Source organism: Kribbella pittospori (assembly GCF_004331465.1).
In the GTDB taxonomy this organism is placed as follows: domain Bacteria; phylum Actinomycetota; class Actinomycetes; order Propionibacteriales; family Kribbellaceae; genus Kribbella; species Kribbella pittospori.
This window is the reverse complement of record NZ_SJKB01000008.1, coordinates 52,536-72,051: the sequence shown is the minus strand read 5'-3', so window position 1 is coordinate 72,051 and position 19,516 is coordinate 52,536. Positions and strand designations below refer to the sequence as shown.

Annotated in this window: 20 protein-coding genes; 14 read left to right on the top strand and 6 right to left on the bottom strand. The window is 68.6% G+C overall.

Annotation, left to right across the window (positions count from 1 at the left end; all coding sequences use genetic code 11):
• Positions 1 to 109: 109 nt before the first annotated feature.
• Complete coding sequence (serC, locus tag E0H73_RS24760; RefSeq protein WP_131360583.1) at positions 110 to 1,249, bottom strand: phosphoserine transaminase; 1,140 nt, start codon at positions 1,247 to 1,249, stop codon at positions 110 to 112.
• Positions 1,250 to 1,450: 201 nt separating this feature from the next.
• Entirely contained in the window at positions 1,451 to 2,287 is an 837-nt protein-coding gene (locus tag E0H73_RS24755; RefSeq protein ID WP_131360581.1) for a phytanoyl-CoA dioxygenase family protein, read from the bottom strand.
• Between the two features lie 122 nt (positions 2,288 to 2,409).
• Between E0H73_RS24755 and E0H73_RS24750 the strand changes: the two genes are divergently transcribed.
• Positions 2,410 to 3,177, top strand: a complete 768-nt coding sequence (locus tag E0H73_RS24750) for a helix-turn-helix domain-containing protein (RefSeq protein ID WP_131360579.1) — start codon at positions 2,410 to 2,412, stop codon at positions 3,175 to 3,177.
• Here E0H73_RS24750 and E0H73_RS24745 read toward each other — a convergent pair.
• On the bottom strand, positions 3,174 to 4,286 hold the full coding sequence (locus E0H73_RS24745; RefSeq protein ID WP_131360577.1) for a citrate synthase 2: 1,113 nt from the start codon (positions 4,284 to 4,286) through the stop codon (positions 3,174 to 3,176). The genes E0H73_RS24750 and E0H73_RS24745 overlap by 4 nt on opposite strands.
• Before the next feature lie 138 nt (positions 4,287 to 4,424).
• Between E0H73_RS24745 and E0H73_RS24740 the strand changes: the two genes are divergently transcribed.
• The 3 genes from E0H73_RS24740 to pdxH are packed head-to-tail and all read left to right on the top strand — an operon-like array spanning position 4,425 to position 7,714.
• Complete coding sequence (locus tag E0H73_RS24740) at positions 4,425 to 5,066, top strand: hypothetical protein (protein ID WP_131360575.1); 642 nt, start codon at positions 4,425 to 4,427, stop codon at positions 5,064 to 5,066.
• 51 nt (positions 5,067 to 5,117) lie between these two features.
• Positions 5,118 to 7,046: an asparagine synthetase B family protein gene (locus tag E0H73_RS24735; protein WP_131360573.1), complete on the top strand. Its 1,929-nt coding sequence runs from the start codon at positions 5,118 to 5,120 to the stop codon at positions 7,044 to 7,046.
• A 20-nt stretch (positions 7,047 to 7,066) separates the two neighbouring features.
• Positions 7,067 to 7,714: a pyridoxamine 5'-phosphate oxidase gene (gene pdxH, locus E0H73_RS24730; RefSeq protein ID WP_337590330.1), complete on the top strand. Its 648-nt coding sequence runs from the start codon at positions 7,067 to 7,069 to the stop codon at positions 7,712 to 7,714.
• Here pdxH and E0H73_RS24725 read toward each other — a convergent pair.
• On the bottom strand, positions 7,657 to 9,840 hold the full coding sequence (locus tag E0H73_RS24725; protein WP_131360571.1) for an MMPL family transporter: 2,184 nt from the start codon (positions 9,838 to 9,840) through the stop codon (positions 7,657 to 7,659). The genes pdxH and E0H73_RS24725 overlap by 58 nt on opposite strands.
• Before the next feature lie 113 nt (positions 9,841 to 9,953).
• Here E0H73_RS24725 and E0H73_RS24720 point away from each other — a divergent pair, with 113 nt between their 5' ends.
• The 4 genes from E0H73_RS24720 (at position 9,954) to E0H73_RS24705 (ending at position 12,843) form a co-directional block, all read left to right on the top strand.
• Positions 9,954 to 10,673, top strand: a complete 720-nt coding sequence (locus E0H73_RS24720; protein ID WP_131360570.1) for a TetR/AcrR family transcriptional regulator — start codon at positions 9,954 to 9,956, stop codon at positions 10,671 to 10,673.
• Between the two features lie 289 nt (positions 10,674 to 10,962).
• Complete coding sequence (locus E0H73_RS24715) at positions 10,963 to 11,256, top strand: hypothetical protein (RefSeq protein ID WP_238164231.1); 294 nt, start codon at positions 10,963 to 10,965, stop codon at positions 11,254 to 11,256.
• The gene (locus E0H73_RS24710; protein WP_131360566.1) at positions 11,256 to 12,218 is read left to right on the top strand and encodes an SPFH domain-containing protein; all 963 of its coding nucleotides are present in this window, start codon (positions 11,256 to 11,258) and stop codon (positions 12,216 to 12,218) included. The genes E0H73_RS24715 and E0H73_RS24710 overlap by 1 nt, the downstream gene beginning before the upstream one ends.
• Before the next feature lie 13 nt (positions 12,219 to 12,231).
• Positions 12,232 to 12,843 carry a CGNR zinc finger domain-containing protein gene (locus tag E0H73_RS24705; RefSeq protein WP_131360564.1) on the top strand — a complete coding sequence of 204 codons (612 nt, stop codon included), beginning with the start codon at positions 12,232 to 12,234 and terminating at the stop codon, positions 12,841 to 12,843.
• On the opposite strand, the gene E0H73_RS24700 is transcribed toward E0H73_RS24705, so the two are convergent.
• Positions 12,840 to 13,562: a hotdog family protein gene (locus E0H73_RS24700; RefSeq protein WP_131360562.1), complete on the bottom strand. Its 723-nt coding sequence runs from the start codon at positions 13,560 to 13,562 to the stop codon at positions 12,840 to 12,842. The two genes, E0H73_RS24705 and E0H73_RS24700, sit on opposite strands and share 4 nt — an antisense overlap.
• 234 nt (positions 13,563 to 13,796) lie before the next feature.
• Between E0H73_RS24700 and E0H73_RS24695 the strand changes: the two genes are divergently transcribed.
• From E0H73_RS24695 to E0H73_RS24675, 5 genes are all read left to right on the top strand, one after another.
• The gene (locus E0H73_RS24695; RefSeq protein ID WP_131360560.1) at positions 13,797 to 14,423 is read left to right on the top strand and encodes a TetR/AcrR family transcriptional regulator; all 627 of its coding nucleotides are present in this window, start codon (positions 13,797 to 13,799) and stop codon (positions 14,421 to 14,423) included.
• A 309-nt stretch (positions 14,424 to 14,732) separates the two neighbouring features.
• Positions 14,733 to 15,686, top strand: a complete 954-nt coding sequence (locus E0H73_RS24690; protein ID WP_238164230.1) for an ROK family protein — start codon at positions 14,733 to 14,735, stop codon at positions 15,684 to 15,686.
• Positions 15,683 to 16,813: an N-acetylglucosamine-6-phosphate deacetylase gene (gene nagA, locus E0H73_RS24685; RefSeq protein ID WP_131360558.1), complete on the top strand. Its 1,131-nt coding sequence runs from the start codon at positions 15,683 to 15,685 to the stop codon at positions 16,811 to 16,813. Before E0H73_RS24690 ends, nagA begins: the two co-directional genes overlap by 4 nt.
• Positions 16,801 to 17,715 (top strand): 1-phosphofructokinase family hexose kinase, encoded by a 915-nt coding sequence (locus E0H73_RS24680; protein ID WP_131360556.1) that lies wholly within the window; start codon positions 16,801 to 16,803, stop codon positions 17,713 to 17,715. Before nagA ends, E0H73_RS24680 begins: the two co-directional genes overlap by 13 nt.
• A 13-nt stretch (positions 17,716 to 17,728) precedes the next feature.
• Complete coding sequence (locus E0H73_RS24675; protein ID WP_131360554.1) at positions 17,729 to 18,574, top strand: class II fructose-bisphosphate aldolase; 846 nt, start codon at positions 17,729 to 17,731, stop codon at positions 18,572 to 18,574.
• Here the strand turns inward: E0H73_RS24675 and E0H73_RS24670 are convergent.
• A complete protein-coding gene (locus E0H73_RS24670) occupies positions 18,566 to 18,820 on the bottom strand; it encodes a hypothetical protein (protein WP_131360553.1) in 255 nt (84 codons plus the stop codon). The two genes, E0H73_RS24675 and E0H73_RS24670, sit on opposite strands and share 9 nt — an antisense overlap.
• Before the next feature lie 84 nt (positions 18,821 to 18,904).
• Here E0H73_RS24670 and E0H73_RS24665 point away from each other — a divergent pair, with 84 nt between their 5' ends.
• Complete coding sequence (locus tag E0H73_RS24665) at positions 18,905 to 19,462, top strand: TetR/AcrR family transcriptional regulator (protein ID WP_131360552.1); 558 nt, start codon at positions 18,905 to 18,907, stop codon at positions 19,460 to 19,462.
• The last annotated feature ends 54 nt before the right edge of the window (positions 19,463 to 19,516 follow it).

The following is a 19,516-nucleotide window of genomic DNA, read 5'->3' as shown; positions in this document are numbered from 1 at the left end:
GTGAGCTACCTGCACCGCACAGCGGCGGTAGCGGTAGCGGGGCCTACCTCAAGCAAACAAACAGCCGCCGTCCTCGCGAGGGATCGGCGGCTGTTCGCGCGTGTTGGGGCTACTTCAGGTGGTCAACGACGTAGTCGATGGCCTGGGTGAGCTTTTCTACGTCGTTGGGGTCTACTGCTGGGAACATCGCGACGCGGAGTTGGTTGCGGCCGAGTTTGCGGTAGGGCTCGGTGTCGACGATCCCGTTCGCGCGGAGCGTCTTCGCGACCGCGGCGGCGTCGACCGAGTCGTCCAGATCGACGGTGCCGATGACCAGCGAGCGGGCGTCCGGGTCCTCGACGTACGGCGTGGCGTAGTCGGACTTCTCGGCCCAGGTGTACAGCCGGTTGCTCGAGTCGGTCGTCCGACCGACGCTCCACTCCAGCCCGCCCTGGTTGTTGATCCAGTCGGTCTGCTCCGCCATCAGGAACAGCGTGGCCAGCGACGGCGTGTTGTACGTCTGGTTCTTGCTCGAGTTGTCGATCGCGGTCGCCAGATCCAGGAACGCCGGGATCCACCGACCGGTCGCGGTGATCTCCTCGACCCGCGCCAGCGCCGCCGGGCTCATCACGGCGATCCACAGCCCACCGTCGGACGCGAAGCACTTCTGCGGCGCGAAGTAGTACACGTCGACCTCGTTGATGTCGACCGGCAGACCACCAGCACCCGAGGTGGCGTCGATCGCGACCAGTGCACCCTCGTCGGCGCCCGCGACCCGCCGGACCGGCGCCATCACACCGGTGGAGGTCTCGTTGTGCGGCCAGGCGTACAGGTCCACGCCGGCCTCAGCGACCGCAACCGGACGCGTCCCGGGGTCGGACTTCACCACAGTCGGGTCAGCCAGGTGCGGCGCGAGCTGCGCAGCCTTCGCGAACTTCGAGGAGAACTCACCGAAGCTCAGGTGCTGGCTCTTCTCCCGGATCAGCCCGAACGTCGCGATGTCCCAGAACGCCGTCGATCCGCCGTTCCCGAGCACCACCTGGTACCCGTCGGGCAGCTGGAACAGATCCGCCACGCCCTGCTGCACCCGAGCCACCAGGTTCTTGACCGGCGCCTGCCGGTGGGACGTTCCGAGCAGCTTGGCACCCTCGGTCGCCAGCGCGGCGACGGCTTCCGGGCGCACCTTCGACGGACCGGCTCCGAAGCGGCCGTCGGCGGGCTTGAGCTCTGCAGGAATCTGGACTGCATTGTTCTGATTGGCGCTGGTCACCAGCGTTTCCCTTCGTCGTCTGCCTTACCTGAGCCGACGACGCTGTCAGCAGGCCCCATCCTCCCACACCCCACCAACCACCCCGCCCCGGGTCTCAGGCAGGGAGTGAGCCGGCCCGAACCATCCGGCGACGCCTCGAAGCAGGCCGCAGACTGGGCAGCCCGGGGCGCTCGACAGGCCTGGAACCGACCTGACGCGCGGCTACTCGTGTTTGCGGGTGATGGTTTGGGTGCCGGTCAGGACCGCGACAGGCCCGTCCGGCGTGTCGGTCCATTCGCCGCACTCACCGCCACCCTCGGCGACCTCGAGTGTCAACTCCGAGCCGTCGCCCATCCGCAACGCCGGGTGGTAGTACGACGCGACCTTCTCGGCCTCGCCCTCGATGTAGTGCCCGATCAGCGCGCGCCGGAAGCGGTCGGTGGTGACGTTCGGGTTGCTGCCGTGGACCAGCGCTCCGTGGAAGAACAGCACATCGCCCGGCTCCATCACGATCGGTACGGCGGCGCCCTGCTCCGGCAGCGGCACGGTCACATCGGTGAAGCTGACGGTCGTGTCCGCCTTCTCGGTGCACAGGATCGGCCAGCGATGGCTGCCGGGGACGACCTCAAGACAGCCGTTAGCCTCGTCCACGCGATCGAGCGCCATCCACGCTGCGACGCACGTGCCGGGCTCGGCCTTCAGGTAGAAGTTGTCCTGGTGCAGCGCCTGCCCGCGGGACCCCGGCGGCTTGAAGTAGATCATCGTCTGGACCGCGTACGGCGATCTGCCGAGGATCTCGGTCATCACCTTGTCGAGCCGCGCATCGATCATCCAGCGCAGCGACGTGTCGTCCCAGCGATGCATCTGCGCCATCCGCGGGTACCGGCGGAGCGGATCGCGGTCGGCCGAGGTGTGACCGGAGAAGTCGCCCTGGTACGACCCCCGGTGCCGCAGCTCCATGTAGTGGTCCCGCAGCCGCTCGACCTCCTCGACCTCGAACAGCCCACGCACCAGCGTGTAGCCGGCCTGCTCGAACTCTTCCTTGTACGAAACGCTCATGCACAACTCCCGCAAGAGATCCGTCATCGGCGTCCGGATTCGTCTACCGTCTTCCAGACAGCACTATTTTCCCGTCCTCCACTCACGCCGGCCACGGATGATTCGCGCGAGGAGTTGAACTTTTGTCGCATTACCCAGCGCCGTTGCGGCTCGACCTGTTGTCTCCGCCGACGTTCTGGCGCTGCGAGCCCAGCTGGTCGTGGGTGTCCCGTCCGCTGCCGGACCACCTGTTGTGGTGTGTGTTGGACGGACGAGGCTCGATGGAGCTGGCGGGCGAACGGCGGGAGCTGCATCCCGGTGTGTGCGCGGTCTTCGCGCCAGGTGATGCGCCAAGAGCCACGCACGATCCGCGTCGGCGGTTGCTGGTATTCGGGATGCACTTCACGGTCGACCGGCGCGGGGTGGTGCCGGAGCCGCGGTGGGGCGAGGTGATGGACCGGGAGTTGCTCAGCGTACTCGCGCGGACCAGTGATGCGTCGTACCGGCGGCAGGATCCGTTGGGCAGACGGCAGGCGGAGCTGTGCCTCGAGCAGGTGCTCGGCCTCGTTTGGGACGCCGTACACAACCCCGGCCGGAGCGCGACCGACACCGCGGTCGATGAGGTCGCTCGCCAGCTCCGCCAGGATCCGGGGCATGACTGGACCGTCGCCGAGATGGCACACCGCGCTGCCCTGTCCAGAGCGCAGTTCACCCGCCGGTTCGTCGCGCAGCTCGGCATGTCACCGGCGCAGTACCTCATCCAATGCAGGATCGACCGCGCTCACGAGTTGCTCGCCGAGACCGGGCTGACCGTCACACAGACCGCCGCCGCCCTCGGCTACACCGACGTCCCGTACTTCAGCCGCCAGTACAAGCAACGCACCGGCCGCTCACCCAGCCAGGACCGCTAAGCCCAGCCCGGATTCCAGCCCTCGATCGAGGTGGCCGGCCGGGTCGCGGGGCCGGAGTAGATCGCCGACGGCCGGATCAGCCGCCCGGTCCGCTTCTGCTCCAGCACATGCGCGCTCCACCCGGCCGTCCGCGCACAAGTGAACATCGACGTGAACATCGGCGGCGGTACCTCGGCGAAGTCCAGCACGATCGCCGCCCAGAACTCCACGTTGGTCTCCAGCACCCGATCCGGCCGTCGCTCCCGCAGCTCGGCCAGCGCAGCCTGCTCCAACGCCTCAGCCACCTCGTACCGCGGTGCCGCCAGCTCCCGCGCCGTACGACGAAGCACCCGAGCCCGCGGGTCCTCCGCTCGATAGACGCGGTGTCCGAAACCCATCAACCGCTCGCCCGCGTCCAGCAGACCCTTCACATAAGCACGCGCATCGCCGCCGCGCTCCACGCCCTCGATCATCGTCAGCACCCGCGCCGGCGCACCACCGTGCAGCGGGCCGGACATCGCACCGACCGCACCGGAAAGCGCGGCGGCGACATCGGCACCGGTCGACGCGATCACGCGCGCGGTGAAGGTCGATGCGTTCATGCCGTGCTCGGCCGCCGAAGTCCAGTACGCGTCGACCGCCTTCACGTGCTTGGGATCGGGCTCGCCGCGCCACCGGATCATGAACCGCTCGGTGATCGTCGTCGCCTTGTCCACCTCGCGTTGCGGCACCATCGGTTGCCCGATGCCACGAGCCGCCTGGGCGACGTACGACAGCGCCATCACCGCCGCCCGGGACAGATCCTCACGCGCTTGTACGTCGTCGATGTCGTACAGCGGCCGCAGACCCCAGGCGGGCGCGAGCATGGCCAGCGCGGACTGCACGTCGACCCGGACGTCACCGGTATGGACCGGCAGCGGGAACGGCTCCGCCGGCGGCAGACCCGGAGTGAACGCACCGTCGACCAGCAGACCCCAGACGTTCTCGAACGGCACCCGGCCGACCAGATCCTCGATGTCCACGCCCCGGTAGCGCAGCGCCGAACCTTCCTTGTCCGGCTCCGCGATCTGGGTGTCGAAGGCGACCACGCCCTCCAGCCCGTGCTGCACCTCGGTCCTCGGATCTGACATGCGACTCCCTCGTCCTCGTGATCGACGCACGAAGCCCACCAGGAGAGCCGCGCGCACCGTTGGGCGCCCAGGCAGCATATGTCTCCGGCTCGGCGACCGGACAGATGTGTGACCGGTTCGAGGTCTACGGTGGAGCCCATGCCAGCCAAGCCCAATCCCGTCCTGGGTCTCGTGCTCGGGATCATCGTTGGATACGCCGGAATCGTCGGTGGCTCGTACGCCGGCACCCGGCTGGCCCTGACCCGTCAGGTCAGGTTCGACAGCATCCTCACCCACGGTCTGCAGTGGCTCCTCATGCTGGCGGCCATCGCGGTCATCGTCGGTCTGCTGATGGTCATCCGGTCCATCGGGGCCGGCGTCATGGTCGGAGCCGGCGCACTGATGACCCTGGCCGGACTGGTCGTGATGCTCGCGCCGATCCGCACCGCGTACGACGTGGTCAAGCTGTTCCAGGTCCCCGGCTCGAGGATGCTGGCCTACATGCTCACCGACGGGTCAGCACTGTTCATAGGCATCATCCTGCTGATCGCCGGCATCGGACGCTGGGCCGGCGACGCCAAGACCACGCGGGCGCTCCGCGGCGAGAGCGGCGGCTACAACCCGGCCCTCGCCCCGCAGCCGCAGCAGTGGGGCGGCTACCCGGGCCAGCAACAGCAGCCCCAGCCGACCTACCCGGGCCAGCCGCAACAGGCCCAGCAACAGGACCGGCAGCAGCCCGGTGGGTACCCCGGCCAGCAACCGCCGGGCAACACTTTCCCCGGTCAGCAACCGCCCCGGTAAATTTCCGGGCTAGATCGTAACTTTTCGCGCGGAGCGTGCATCTGGCTCTGCATGGAAACTCTGGTCGCCTACGCCTTCCACAACGACAGCGCCTCCCGGGCTGCCGCTGGGCGGGCACGGATCGAGGCGTACTACGACGGTCTCTGGGACCGCAAGGGCAAGCACAGCGGGTACGACGGCAGCACCATCGGCCTGCACGTCTGGGACCGGGACGACAGCGGTTCGCACTGGCCGTCCTGGCACGACGCCGGCGAGCTCCGGATCGCCACCCAGCACGCACCGCTGGGGTATCAGCGGGTGATCGGCGACGTCCCGCCGCACGACGCGCCGGCCAAGCTGGCGCACGCGGTGCGCCGGAACCCGGCCAGCTTCCTGGAGCTGGCTCCGCCGTTCACGATGGCGGTGCTGGATCCGGACGAGGACCGCCTGGATCTGTTCACCGACTCGATCGGTGTCGGGCGGCTGTTCCAGCTGCGGCTGGCCGACGGCTGGGTGTGGAGCAACCGGCCGGTGGCCGCGCTGCTGTTCGGCGGCATCCACGCCGCGGCGAACCTGCGCGGCTGGACCTTCGCCGCGGCCTGCGGCTGGTTCATGGACGACAGTACGCCGTACGACGGGGTGCTCTCGGTGCCCGGAGCGACCCACATCGTTGCCGACGGCAGGCGTCGTCGGCAGACCGTCAGCCGGATCGAGACGACCAGCGTGTGGTCGACCGACAGCCCGGACACGGTGGAGGAGACGGCCGAGGCGCTGCAAGATGTTGCGCGGTCAGTAGGTCGCCTGTGGCCGGGCAAGCCGACCGTCGACCTGAGTGGTGGCCGCGACTCCAGAGTGGTCGCCGCATCCTTCCTGGCCGCCGGTGTGGACGTGAAGCTCAACAGCTACGACGCAGTGCCGGGTGAGCTCGACGTCGCCGAGTCGCTGGTGCAGATGCTCCCGCAGCAGGTCGAGCACTTCACCACCCGCAAGGCGGTAGGCGTGAAGGCGAAGGTATCGGCCCAGCCGCCGAAGCCGCCCGCTCTGGTCGAGCGAGCGCTGCGCTGGCACCGGTACTCGGAGGGTCTCCGTCCGGCCAGCTACCTGTTCCACGCTCCGCCCGCCACCCTGGCCAACGTCGCCCACCTGGCTATCGGCGGTGCCGGCGGTGAGGTGGCCCACGGTCACTTCTATCCGAACGACGTACTCACGCTGGACGCCCTTCCGCTGCACGACAAGCTGCATGCCTTCGGCAACCGTCTGCAGACCCGGCTGACCCCGAACGCAGGCCCGTCCGAGCGATCCAGGACCGCTGTCGCCGACCAGATCGACCATGTACTGCGTGACGCGGTGCACGGCGGTATCGAGAACGCGACCATGATCGACTACTTCTACGTGGTCGAACGACTGCGTCGCTGGGGGACGACGGGGGAGCGCAGTGGTGTCGTCTCGCCGCTGCTGATCCCGGCGTTCGTCCGGGCCGCGTTCGCGCTCGATCCCAGTCAGCGGGTCGAGAACGCCCTGCACCGCAAGCTGGTGCGGCACCTGGTGCCCGAGTGGGCCGACGTACCGTTCTTCAAGCCGGTCGTCGCCCCGGCGACACCTCGGCCGACCAAGAGCACCGTCCGCTGCCTCGCCGACGCACCCGACCGCGAACTGATCGAGCAACTCCTCACCGAGGTCGTCGGCTTCGACCCGGGGTCGCTCAGCACGCTGTGGGCGGCGTCCACGGCCGGGGCCAGCTCGGCGGGCGGTGAGGCCACGCTGCGGCAGGCGCTCTGGCGAGCGACGTTCGACCAGCATCTCGAGGAGATCAACCGGCACCTGCCGGAGGACACCCGCCCGGTCGTTCGGATCGCCCCACCGCGGCCCGCGCCGGTCGTGATCCCGAAGAACCGCCCTCTGGTCCGGAACCCGGCCGCACGGATGCTGGCGTCGACTGTCCTGTGGCGGACCTTCCGCAGCAGCAAACTCGGCCGGTCCTGGCGCAGCCTCAGCAAGTAGGACCCCAGTAGGCTCGGAGGGTGGATCTTGCGGAGATGCGGCAGACCTATGGCCTGGGGGAGTTGCTCGAGAGCCAGGTCGATCCGGACCCGATCGTCCAGTTCCGGACCTGGCTGGCGCAGGCGACCGAAGCCGGCCTGCCGGAGCCGAACGCGATGGTGCTGGCCACCGCGGACGCCGACGGCCGGCCGTCGGCGCGGACCGTGCTGCTGAAGGGTCTCGACGAGCGCGGGTTCGTGTTCTTCACCAACCAGCAGTCCCGCAAGGCCGACGACCTGGCCGCGAACCCGCACTGCGCGCTCGTCTTTCCCTGGCACGCGATGGAGCGGCAGGTCCGCATCGAGGGCAGCGCGACCAAGCTCCCTGGCGACGAGGTCGACGCGTACTTCGTCAACCGGCCTCGCGAGTCACAGCTGGGCGCCTGGGCGTCACAGCAGAGCCAACCGGTCGCGTCCCGCGAGGAGCTCGACCTGCAGTACGCGTCGTACGAGCGCCAGTGGCCGGAGGGCACCGAGATCTCCACGCCGTACTTCTGGGGTGGCTACCTGGTCCGGCCGGAGGCGTTCGAGTTCTGGCAGGGCCGGACCGGCCGGCTGCATGACCGCTTGGCCTACCGCCGTACCAACTCCTCCTCGGACGACTGGGAGTTGCTCCGGCTCCAGCCCTGAGGAGCCTGCGAGGTCTCGCGGAAGCCGTTGCGCTGCCACCACCGCACCAGCGAAGCCGGCGCCCACCAGTTGGCCCGGCCGAGCAGCCGCATCGTCGCCGGCACCAGCAGCGCCCGCACGATCGTCGCGTCCAGCGCGATCGCGATCACCAGCCCGACCCCGATCATCTTCACGAACACGATGCCCGAGGTGGAGAACGCCGCCACCACGATGATCAGCAGCAGCGCCGCACTCGTGATGATGCCTCCGGTCCGCTGCAGTCCGAGCGCGACCGCCTGCGTGTTGTCGCCGGTCCGGTCGTACTCCTCCCGGATCCGGCTGAGCAGGAACACTTCGTAGTCCATCGAGAGCCCGAACAGCACGGCGAACAGCAGCACCGGGTTGGTTGCGTCGAGGAATCCGGCCGGAGTGAAGTCGAGCAGCCCGGACAGGTGACCGTCCTGGAAGATCCAGACCATCGCCCCGAATGCCGCGGACAGCGACAGCACGTTCATCAGCAGCGCCTTGGCCGGCAGCACGAACGATCCGAACGCGACGAACAGCAGCACGAACGTCACCAGCACGATGAACCCGGCCATGTACGGCGCCCGTTCGGCCAGCACATCGAGCAGGTCGATCACCGCCGCCGTCTCACCACCGACCTGGGTCTGCGTCCCACCCGCCCGTACGTCGTGGACGACATCGCGTGCGGGCAGTTCCTGCGCGGTGAAGTGCGTGTGCACGACCACCTCCGCGACGGCGTTCTTGTACCCACCGACCCGCACGCTCTCGACATCGGCGACCTGCCGCAGCTTCCCGAGGTACGGCGCCAGCGCCGCCGACGGATCGGATGGCGGTGAATCGAACCGCACGGCCACGACGATGTCCGACCCACCCGCACCAGCGAAGTCACTTTGCAGCGTCTCAGTCACCGTGCGCGAGGTCGCGCCGGCCGGCAACGACCGGTGGTCGACGCCACCGAGCTGCGCCTGCAGGAATGGGATCCCGAGCACCAGCAACACCGGCGCCAACACGAGCACATACCGCACCGGACGCCGCATCACGCTGTGCGCGAGCCGGTACCACGCGCCGTGCTCGGCGCGAGCCTTGCGAGGCTTGAGGAACGGCAGCCGCAGACAGTTCACCCGATGCCCCAGAACCGCCAGCAGAGCAGGGAGTGCGGTCAGCGCCGCCACCATCGCGACCAGTACGGCGGCCGCACCGCCGTACGCCATCGAGCGCAGGAACATCACCGGGAAGAGCACCAGACTGCTGATCGCGACGCCGACGGTGATCCCGGAGAACGCGACGGTGCGGCCGGCCGTCGACATGGTCGCGGTCAGCGCCGTCTCCACATCATTGCCCTTGGCAAGCTCTTCGCGGAACCGGGTGACGATGAACAGCGCATAGTCGATCGCCAGCCCGAGGCCGATCATCGTGACGATGTTGATCGTGAAGATCGACACGTCGGTGATCGCGGTCAGCCCGCGCAGCAGCACGAACGCGCCCAGGATCGCCAGCGCGCCGACGAACAACGGCAGGCTGGCGGCGACCAGGCCGCCGAAGACGACCACCAGCAGCACCAGCACGATCGGCGTCGAGATCGTCTCGGCATGCACGATGTCGTGCTCGGTCTGGGTGTTCACCTCGTCGAACACCGCGATCTCGCCGCCCACCTTCGCGTCCAGCTCGGACGGCGCCGTGCGGACCTGATCGGCGATCCGATGGAAGGTCGCCAGCCGCTCCTCCTGGTCCGCGCCGGCCAGCGTGAGTACGGCGTACGTGCTGTGCTGGTCCTTGGAGACGAACAGCGGCGAGCGGCTGCTCCAGTACGTCGTCGTACTCAGCACGTCCTGCGACGGCAGGCCCGAGAGGTGCTGCTCGACGGACTGCCGGAACGACGGGTCCGCGACGGTCTGCGTGGAGCTGCGGTAGAGCACGATCACGTCGGTGCCGGTGCGGCCGACGTTCTGCTCGATCGTCGCGACCGCGTTCGCGGCCTCGGTGTCCGGTGCGTCGAACCCGCCGTTGGCCAGCGATCCGAACACGCCGGTGCCCCAGGCCAGACCGACGGCGACGAGGACTCCGGTCAGGGCGAGCACCAGGCGGCGGCGCCGGTACGTGAAGTGGCCGAGCGTCTCGAACACGGAACTCCCCCAGGGCGTTAGATTTGAGCGGCGGGTGTCTCAGTGAACAGCGTTAACTGTTAACGGTGTTAACTCTAGACATCCGGGAGGCCGGCCTGTCAAGGAGAATTTCGATGGATGAGGGTGCGACCCGGCGTGACCGGCAGCGGGCCGCGACACTGGCCGACATCAAGGCGGTCGCGCGGCGGCTGCTGGTCAGCGGCGGCGTGGGTGCCGTCGGTCTGCGTGCGGTCGCGCGCGAGCTCGGCCTGACTCCGCCGGCCCTGTACCGCTACTTCCCGAGCCACAAGGCACTCGTCACCGCCTTGATCGCCGACCTGTACGACGAACTCACCGGTGCGCTGATGGAGTTGCAGGCAGCCGACACCGACGCGGATCTGGGGGCTCGGCTGTTCCTGCTGACCAACGGACTGCGGGACTGGGCGCTGGCGCATCCGTCCGAGTTCGCGCTGTTGTTCGGTACGGCGATCCCGAACCCGGAGGCGGAGGATCACGCGGACACGCCTGGGCATCAGGCGGCGATGCGCTTCGGGGCCGTGTTCAAGGATCTGGTCGCGCAGATCTGGCACTGGAAGCCGTTCCCGTACCCGGCCGACGAAGACCTCGGGCCGGTGCTACTCGCTCAGTTGCAGCAAGAGACGGAGGAGTTCCAGGGCATGCCGGCCGGTGCGATCTACCTCGCGCTGAGCTACTGGGTCAGGCTCTACGGCCTGATCTGCATGGAGGTCTTCGGGCAGCTGCACTGGGTGCTGCCGGATGCCGGCGCGTACTTCGAAGCCCAGCTCCGCGAGATCGGCGAAGAGCTCGGCCTGGACTGCCCACCACCGGAGTGAGGGCAGAAAAAGCCCGCGAGCGCTTCCAGAACGCGACCGGGTGGCCGAAATCTGGGTCAGGCGGACTGACCTGACTGCCCGCGGGCCCGGTGGCTGGCGTTGAATTGGCCGACCACATGCCCACTTGGTAGTGGTTGGCGGTTAGCCCGCCGCCACCTCACGAGTCCGATAGCAATTCATGCGTTGGACCACCTCCCTTCGCGTGTACTGAAAACCTACTGTTCGAAGGCCCGGCGTTCAACCAGTTTTCGCGCACAGACGAACGGGGTGCCGTGGTCCCATAGGAGACATGCTGAGACTCGGACTTCCGGTCATCGTGATCCTGCTGGTCGGAACCGCCTGGATGGCGTGGGCGTCGTACCGCCGGGCCGCCCAGGCCGAGCGGGCCCTGGCCGAGGTCAACGCCGAACACCGGGCGTTGATGCACGAGGTCAGGACGCTGGAACGGGCGGTCGCGGCTGCCGAGCAGGGCTTGCGTACGCTCAGCTCGCATCCGTCGGTGCCGCGCGATGTCGCGGTCACCGCAGACCTGACCCTCGCCGACATCCGGCGACTGGTGGACCGCAAGGAGCTCGACGACTGATGGCCAAACTGGGGAGTGCGACCGCCGTCGCCAAGGGTGGGAGCACGAAGGTCAAGGTGATCGGCGGCCTGATCGCGGCGGTGATCGTGATCATCGCGCTGTTCAACATCTTCAACTTCGCCGACACCGACGCGAACCGGATCGGTCTGCACTACGGCGGCGGCGTGATCGAGGACAAGAAGTTCAAGTCCGTCATCCCGCCGGGCTCGACGAACAAGCTGATCGGTCCGGGTGACACGGTCTACACCTACCCGATCGACCAGCGCTCGTACATCATCGGCGGCGACGGTGCCGACACCGACGCGGCCGACGAGGTCACCGTGGTCAGCAAGGACAACGTCCGGCTCGGCGTCCGGGTCCAGGTCTACTTCACGCTGAACCGCGACGAGGCCGTGCTGAAGTCGTTCCACGAGCGGATCGGGCTCAAGACCGACGCCTACGAGGACGACGGCTGGGACCAGATGCTGCAGAGCTACTTCCGGCCGCAGATCGACCGGGCGCTGGCGGCGGTCGCGGCCGACTACGGCTGGGCCGAGCTCTACAACAACGAGTCGAAGAAGGCGGCCTTCCAGTCCGCCGCGGCCAAGGAGTTCACCCGGCTGCTGCCGGCCGCCGTCGGCGGTGACTACTTCTGCGGCCCGTCGTACAACGGCACCAACGACTGTGGCGAGCTGTCCTTCACGATCCAGAAGCCGACGCCGCTGGACAAGGGCATCATCGACGGCCTCGAGGCCAAGCAGCGGGCCGAGCTGGCCAAGGCGACCCAGGAGCAGAAGAACCAGCAGGTCAACGTCGAACTGCAGTCGGTCAAGGCGCAGGTCGCGATGCTCGGCGCACAGGGCTACCTGCTGAAGACCGCGATCGAATCGGGCAAGATCCAGTTCATGGTCATCCCGCAGAACGGCAACGTCAGCATCCCGGTGCCGACGCCGACCACCACGACCCAGCAGCCGGCCAACTGAGCTGAGCTGAGTCATGTCCGCGCTGCCGTCGCACCTCGAGCTCGTGCAGGGCGTCGTCCTGCCCAAGCCGGTCGGCGCGGACCCGGTCCTCGACTTCGTCAACACCCGGTCCGACTGGACCACCCGTGACCCGGCCCGGACCGAGTGGCTGACGTCGTACGAGGCGTTCCTGATCTGGAACTCGTACGTCGGCTTGGTGCCGCCGGCGACCGTGTTCCGGCTGATCGAGCAGGCCGGTGGCAAGCCGACCGAGGCGGCGCGGCGGCTGCACACGACCCTCGAGTTCAGGACCGAGCTGTACGACGTACTGACCGGGCAGGCGACCGATGAGTCGTTCGAGACAGTGGCCCAGGTGATCGAACGGGCGTCCGGTCGCCGGCAGCTGGTCTTGGCGGACGACGGTCCGGTGTGGGAGCTGCCGGAGGATCTGGCGCTGCCGCTGGACAATCTGGCATTGCTCGCGGGTGAGCTGCTGACTGGACCGTCCCGGGCGCACGTTCGGATGTGCCCGGGGGAGTCGTGCGGCTGGCTGTTCATGGACCCGCGCGGGCGCCGACGGTGGTGCTCGATGGCGACGTGCGGCAACCGCGCCAAGGTCCGGGCACACGCCGCCCGCGCTCGCTAGTTGAAGAGCGCGGGGTCGACCATGATCCACGTGTGCCGGGCGCGAGCGAGCACGCGGCCGTCGGCGTCGTACAGGGTGCTGGCGGTGAACGTCTTGCGGCCCTCCTCGCCGAGGTAGCGGCCGAGCGCCACACACTGCTCGCCGGGCTGCGGACGTGCGTCGATACAGGCCGTCAGCTGACCGAGCACCGACGGGCGGCCCTCCAGGTCGATCGCCCATCCGCCAGGACAATCGAGCGCGGACCACAGGTACACGTCGTCCACCAGGCCGTCGGTCACCAGATCGCCGCTCGGCTGCCACGTGCACGCCGTCCGTCCGTCGCCGAGCGGACCCGGCTTGAGCTGCAGGCCGTCCGCGTTCTCCGGCCCGCAGACGAAGCAACTCGGGAACGGATGATTGCTCACACCCTTGTACGCCGCCTCAGCTGCCCGAGCCTCATCGGGTGACACCGGGTCGATGGTCGCGTCAGCCAGGAACTCCGCATCGACTGGTACGGCGTCGGCGACCACGGCCTCGCCATCCGTCAGTCGCGCCCCTTCGACGTCGGCCTCCAGCGTCAGGTCCTTCTCGATCGGCGGCGGCATCCGCAGTGTCACCCGCGGCACCACGCCCGGGTCGATCCGCGCGGCCAGCGCCGTACCCACCTGTCCGGCGACGTACCCGCCATTGCCTGACCGCTTGGGTCCCTGAAACCGCCGTTCCACCCGAACCAGACTCATACCGCACGACCTTAGGGCACCTGATCCCGGCCGCAACCGGACCGCGATCGGGAAGTGTGAGGGCTGTGAACCAAGGGAAGGAAGGAGTTTTCAGATAAATCTGAGGAATTCTCGGAGATTAGGGAGCTGAGCCCTCCAGTTCAAACGACCGTTTGAACTATGCTGACTGCAGGCTACGGCGAGTGAGCAGGTGGGGTGCCTGAGCGAGCGGTAGCCGGGGGGAAGGAGAAGTTTGTGGAAACACCGGTCGAATCGACCCGGGAGAGATTGCTCAACGTCGCCGAGCAACGATTCGGTGAAGGGGGTTACGAAGGAACGTCGCTGCGCGCCATCACGGTCGCGGCGGCGGCGAACATCGCCGCGGTCAACTACCACTTCGGCTCGAAGGAAGCCTTGCTGCGAGCCGCGGTCGCGCGCGCGATGGCGCCGGTCAACACCGAACGCCGGCGCCGGCTGGACCAGTTGGAGGCCCGCGGCGGGCCGAGCCCGGAGCAGCTGATCCGGGCGTTCATCGAGCCCGGGCTGGACCTGGTCCTGCGCCGGGGTGAGCGTGGCGCGGTGGTCGCGCGTTTCATCGGCCGGATCGCGTTCGATCCGAGCCAGCGGATCCGGGAGTTGTACGCCGCCGAGTCCGACCCGATCGAATCGCGGTACCTGGCCGCGCTTCAGTCGGCAATACCGCACGCCTCGCCCGAGGCGGTCGCCTTCGGATACGTGAACATGCGCGGACTGCTTGCGTTGCACCAGTCCCAGGCCCTGTCCCGCGCGCCTGGCGTGGATGATGCCGAGGACCCGGGCAAGCTGGCCGAGAACCTGGTCGCGTTCCTGGTCGCCGCCTTCGACCGGGGCCTGCGGACCTGATCCGGTGGCGGCCGATGACCCGCGGCGCCCTGCCCGCGGATTTTCGGACGCAACTGAACCAGGGTCGCGAGTGTCCCGTAAGCGATGTAGCTCGACGCTATCGGCGCCCAGGCACGCACCTCGCGGCACTTGCCCAGCGCCCACGATGCTCCGCATCGAGGCCACTGCTCAAGCACCCCGATGCACGCACCTGGACACCGCTATCGTTCGAGCTACATCGCTTACGGGACACCAGTGGTCTGGTCGAGGTTGTCCAGAGATTGCTCACGGATGTTCAGACTGCGCGATAACGCTGCATAATGGCGCTCCGTGGACCCCTGTGAAGTCGTGGTTGCCGTCGATCTCGGTGGAACCCGGATGAAGTGCGGCCTGGTCGCCGCGGACGGTGCCGTGCTGCACCGCGAGACCAGGCCGACTCCCCGGGAGGCCGGGGGCCGCGCTGTGCTCGATGCCCTGCTGGAAACCGTCGTCGAGCTGAGCCAGAAGGCGACTGCGGACGGTCACCGAGTGCGTGCGATCGGTGTCGTCGTGCCCGGCGTCATCGACGCCGAGAACGGCACGGTCGGCGCCGAGAACCTGGAATGGGTCGGTACGCCGGTGCGCGCCGAACTCGAGGCCGCGATCGGTGACGGCGTACCGATCGTGCTCGCCCACGACGTCCGCGCCGGCGGGTACGCCGAGCTTCGCCAGGGCGCACTCACCGGGACCACGAACTCGATGTTCCTGCCGCTCGGCACCGGCATCGCCGCCGCGATGGTGATCGACGGATCCCTGGTCAGCGGCGACGGCTGGGCCGGCGAACTCGGCCACACCCGGTTCGTCCACGGCGACGCGGCCGAGCAGTGCGCCTGCGGCCAGTGGGGCTGCCTCGAGACCGTCGCGTCCGCGGCCGCCCTGGCACGCAGGTACGGCGCCCGCACCGGCCGGACCGTGGACGGTGCGCGCGAGGTCCTGGAGTTGCTGGCCGCCGGAGACCCGGACGCTGCACATGTCTGGGACGACGCACTGAGGGCGCTCATCGACGCACTCGTGCTCTACACGACTTTGGTCGCGCCAACGCGGATCGCGATCGGCGGCGGACTGGTGGGTGCGGGGGAGACCCTGCTGCAACCGCTGCGCGATGGCATCCACGCGCGGCTGACCTTCCAGCGCGAGCCCGAGATCGTGGCCGCCGTACTCGGTGAGGACGCGGGCTGCCTCGGCGCCGCGGTGATGGCCTGGGACCGCGTGACGGCCGACGAGAGTGGAGATCAGACGGTATGACGACCTATCGCGTGGGCCGGCTGGTCACGCCGGACGACGTGCTGGAGAACGCCTGGATCCAGGTGGTCGACGCGGACATCCTCGCGTTCGGCCGCAGGTCGGAGGGGATGCCGGCCGACGGCAAGCGTCCCGAGGACCTCGGCAACGTCACCGTGGTCCCGGGCTTCGTCGACATCCACACCCACGGCGGCGGCGGATCGACGTACTCGACGACCGATCCGGAGGAGGCACGCAAGGTCGCGGCCTTCCACGGCCGGCACGGTACGACGACCACGCTCGCCAGCCTGGTGACGGCGCCCCTCGATGACATCGTCTCGCAGACCGCGTGTCTCGCGGACCTCATCACCGACGGTGTGATCGCCGGTATCCACCTGGAAGGGCCGTTTCTGTCGGAGGCGCGGTGTGGTGCGCACGAGCCGACGCTGCTGCGTGACCCGGTCGCCGACGACGTGACGAAGGTGCTGAGCGACGCAGTCAAGATGGTGACGATCGCGCCGGAGCTCGAACACGGGCTGGACGCGATTCGTCAGGTGGTCGACGCGGGTGCAGTCGCGGCACTCGGGCACACCGACGCGACGTACGAGCAGATGATCGCCGGTGCCGACGCCGGCGCGACCGTGGCCACGCACCTGTTCAACGGGATGCGGCCGTTCCACCACCGCGACCCCGGTCCGGTCGGTGCCGCACTCAACGACGAGCGGCTGCTGCTCGAAGTGATCAACGACGGCCTGCACCTGGATCCGCAGGTCGTCCGGGTCGCGCTCGCGGCGGCCGGGGTGAACCGGATCGCCCTGATCACCGACGCGATGGAGGCCACCGGGATGCCGGACGGCCGGTACAAGCTCGGTGGTCTCGAGGTGGATGTGAAGGAAGGCCTGGTGACGCTTGCCCATGGCAAGCATTCGATCGCCGGCAGCACCTTGACGATGGATGTCTCGTACGCCAACGCGGTGAAGGCAGGGGTGTCCCTGGTGGACGCGTCCCGGATGGCGTCGACAACGCCGGCTCACGCCTTCGGCTGGTACGACGTGGGCGCGATCGAGACCGGCAAGCGGGCGGATCTGGTGCTGCTGGACGACGAGTACGTCGTTCAGAAGGTGATGCGGGCAGGGTCGTGGCTGGACTGATCGGGACCATCACGCTCAACCTCGCGCTGGACGTCACGTACGAGGTCGACGAGCTCGTCGTCGGTGGCAGTCATCGCGTCGGCACTGTTCGGCAGCGGGCCGGTGGCAAGGGCGTGAACGTCGCCCGGGTGGCATCGACACTAGGGCACCAGGTGTTGGTGCTTGGGTTCGTCGGCGGTGTGACCGGTGAGCTGGTTGCGGAGGAGCTCTTCGATGCGGGCCTCACTGCACTGCTGACGCCGATCGCCGGGGAGACCCGTCGTACCGTTGCCATCGTCAACGGTGCCGACGGAGACGCGACGATCTTCAACGAGACCGGGCCTTCGGTGACCGCCGACGAGTGGCGCGCGTTCGGGGACCGGATGCCGTGGTCGCGACTGGGCGTGCTGGCCTGTTCGGGCAGCATCCCGCCGGGTTTGCCCGCTGATGCGTACGCCGAACTCGCGGTCCGCGCGCGGCATCACGACGTACTGACCGTGATCGATGCCGGCGGTGCCGCGCTGACCGCGGCCGCGAAGGCTGGTGCGGTGGTGCGGTCCAACGCAGCCGAGTTGCGTGACGCGCTGGGAGACACCACGGTCGAGGACGGTGCCCGGCAACTGATCGGGTTGGGTGCGAGCGCGGCCGTGATCACCGACGGGGCGCGCGGGATGGTTGCTGCCAGCAACAAGGGTGTGTGGCGAGCGCTGCCGGTCGAGAAGGTGAGTGGCAACCCGACCGGTGCCGGCGATGCCTGTACGGCGGTGGTCGCGGCGGCTGTCGCGGAATCGCCGGAGCCCGACTGGTCCGTCGTACTGAAGTCCGCTGTGGCCGCGTCGGCCGCCGCGGTGCTGACACCGGTTGCCGGGGACATCGACCTTGGCGCGTTCCGGCGCTGGCAGCCCCAGGTCACCGTTAGTTAGAAGGAGAAAGCTCATGCCGTTGGTCTCTGGGGCCGAAGTTGTGCTGGCCGCCGCCAAGGCTGGTCGTGGAGTCGGCGCGTTCAACGTGATCCAGTTGGAGCACGCGACCGCGTTGATCGCCGGCGCCGAGCGGGTCGGTGCGCCCGTCATCCTGCAGATCAGCGAGAACGCGGTGAAGTACCACGGCGCCCTCAAGCCGATCGGTGTCGCCACCCTGGCCGCCGCAGCCGCCGCGACGGTCCCGGTGGTCGTCCACCTCGACCACGCGATGGACCGCGACCTGGTCACCGAAGCCGTCTCACTCGGCTTCACTTCGGTCATGTACGACGCGTCGAAGCTCGAGTACGCCGACAACGTCGCGTCGACCACCGAGGTCACGGCGTTCTGTCATGACCACGGCGTGTTCGTCGAGGCCGAGATCGGTGAGGTCGGCGGCAAGGACGGCGTCCACGCGCCCGGCGCCCGCACCCGTCCCGACGAGGCCCTCGCCTTCGCCGAAGCCACCGGCGTCGATGCCCTGGCTGTCGCCGTCGGCTCCTCTCACGCCATGACCGAACGTACGGCGTCCCTGGACTTCGACCTCATCGCCGAACTCCACGCCGCCGTCCCCGTCCCCCTGGTCCTGCACGGCTCCTCCGGCGTCGCCGACCCCGACCTCACCCGAGCCGTCGAGGCGGGCATGACCAAGGTCAACATCGCCACCCACCTCAACAACGTCTTCACCGCCAAGGTCCGCGAGGTCCTCACCGACAACCCGACCCTGGTCGACACCCGCAAGTACCTCGGCCCCGCCCGCGACGAGGTAGCCGCCGAGGTGGCCCGCCTGCTGACCATCCTCAAGGCGACGTCCTCAGAGTGAAGCGCCGCCCCGGACCCAGTTGGCCCGCAGTTCGTCGCGGGCCTGCTGGACCCGCGCCCGGGCGCTCTCATCGGGTACTTCGAAGTCCTCGATCAGCCGGGTGAGCGCCAGTTCGAGTGCCGCGACGGCCGCGTCCTCTTCGGTCAGCTCGGCTTCGGTCACCCCGCGCAGCCCGACCGCGAGCGCGGCGAGCCCCGCCACCTCCTGCGCGGTCAGCCGCAGCCGGATCTCCGTCCTGGTGTCCACGGTTGCTCCTTCGCTTCTTGGTACAGTCATCGTGCAGTGCAACGGCCATGTTGCACAAGAGCGCTCGGTGAGGAGTGGCCGGAGGTGACCATCGCCGTGGACGAGACGCTGCGCGAGGCGACCGTCGCCGTACTGGCCGAGCACGGCTGGTCCGGTGTCACGCTGGAGCGCGTCGCCGAGAAGGTCGGCCGGTCCCGGGTCACGCTGTGGCGGCAGGGGCTGACCGTCGAACTGCTGCTGAACTCGCTGCTCGACGCGCTGGCCGAGGACTACCGGGACACGATGTGGCCGGTCCTGGCCGGCTCCGGCACCGGCCGCGAGGGCCTGGTCAAGACGCTCGAAGCGCTGTTCGACGTGATCGATCGGCATCTGCCGCTGATCATGTCCTCGGACCTGGTGTTCCACCAGGAGCAGGCCCGCAACGGCCCGGTCTCGTTCATCGATCCGTTCGAGCGGTTCCTGCGCGAGGGTGAGCAGGACGGTTCGCTGCATCCGCACGGCCGGATCAGCGACGTGGCCGAGGTGGTGATGGTGTCGGCGACGTTCACCTACGTGCACATGCGCGGCCGGCACCACTGGTCCAAGGCCCGGGTCCGCCGGCTCACCCTCGATCTGACCCTGCGGGGGGTCCAGACCTTCTGAAACATGGTCGTTGCATTTCCTGCAACAGTCGTGTTTCACTGGCGGGACCGACAG

Bases quoted from the DNA above. Each gene is read 5' to 3' on its own strand.
- E0H73_RS24700 (WP_131360562.1), bottom strand. From the start codon at position 13,562: ATGAGTCTGGTTCGGGTGGAACGGCGGTTTCAGGGACCCAAGCGGTCA.
- E0H73_RS24710 (WP_131360566.1), top strand. From the start codon at position 11,256: ATGGCCAAACTGGGGAGTGCGACCGCCGTCGCCAAGGGTGGGAGCACG.
- E0H73_RS24735 (WP_131360573.1), top strand. From the start codon at position 5,118: ATGGAAACTCTGGTCGCCTACGCCTTCCACAACGACAGCGCCTCCCGG.
- E0H73_RS24745 (WP_131360577.1), bottom strand. From the start codon at position 4,286: ATGTCAGATCCGAGGACCGAGGTGCAGCACGGGCTGGAGGGCGTGGTC.
- E0H73_RS24715 (WP_238164231.1), top strand. From the start codon at position 10,963: ATGCTGAGACTCGGACTTCCGGTCATCGTGATCCTGCTGGTCGGAACC.
- E0H73_RS24720 (WP_131360570.1), top strand. From the start codon at position 9,954: ATGGATGAGGGTGCGACCCGGCGTGACCGGCAGCGGGCCGCGACACTG.
- nagA (WP_131360558.1), top strand. From the start codon at position 15,683: ATGACGACCTATCGCGTGGGCCGGCTGGTCACGCCGGACGACGTGCTG.
- E0H73_RS24675 (WP_131360554.1), top strand. From the start codon at position 17,729: ATGCCGTTGGTCTCTGGGGCCGAAGTTGTGCTGGCCGCCGCCAAGGCT.
- E0H73_RS24755 (WP_131360581.1), bottom strand. From the start codon at position 2,287: ATGAGCGTTTCGTACAAGGAAGAGTTCGAGCAGGCCGGCTACACGCTG.
- E0H73_RS24705 (WP_131360564.1), top strand. From the start codon at position 12,232: ATGTCCGCGCTGCCGTCGCACCTCGAGCTCGTGCAGGGCGTCGTCCTG.
- E0H73_RS24740 (WP_131360575.1), top strand. From the start codon at position 4,425: ATGCCAGCCAAGCCCAATCCCGTCCTGGGTCTCGTGCTCGGGATCATC.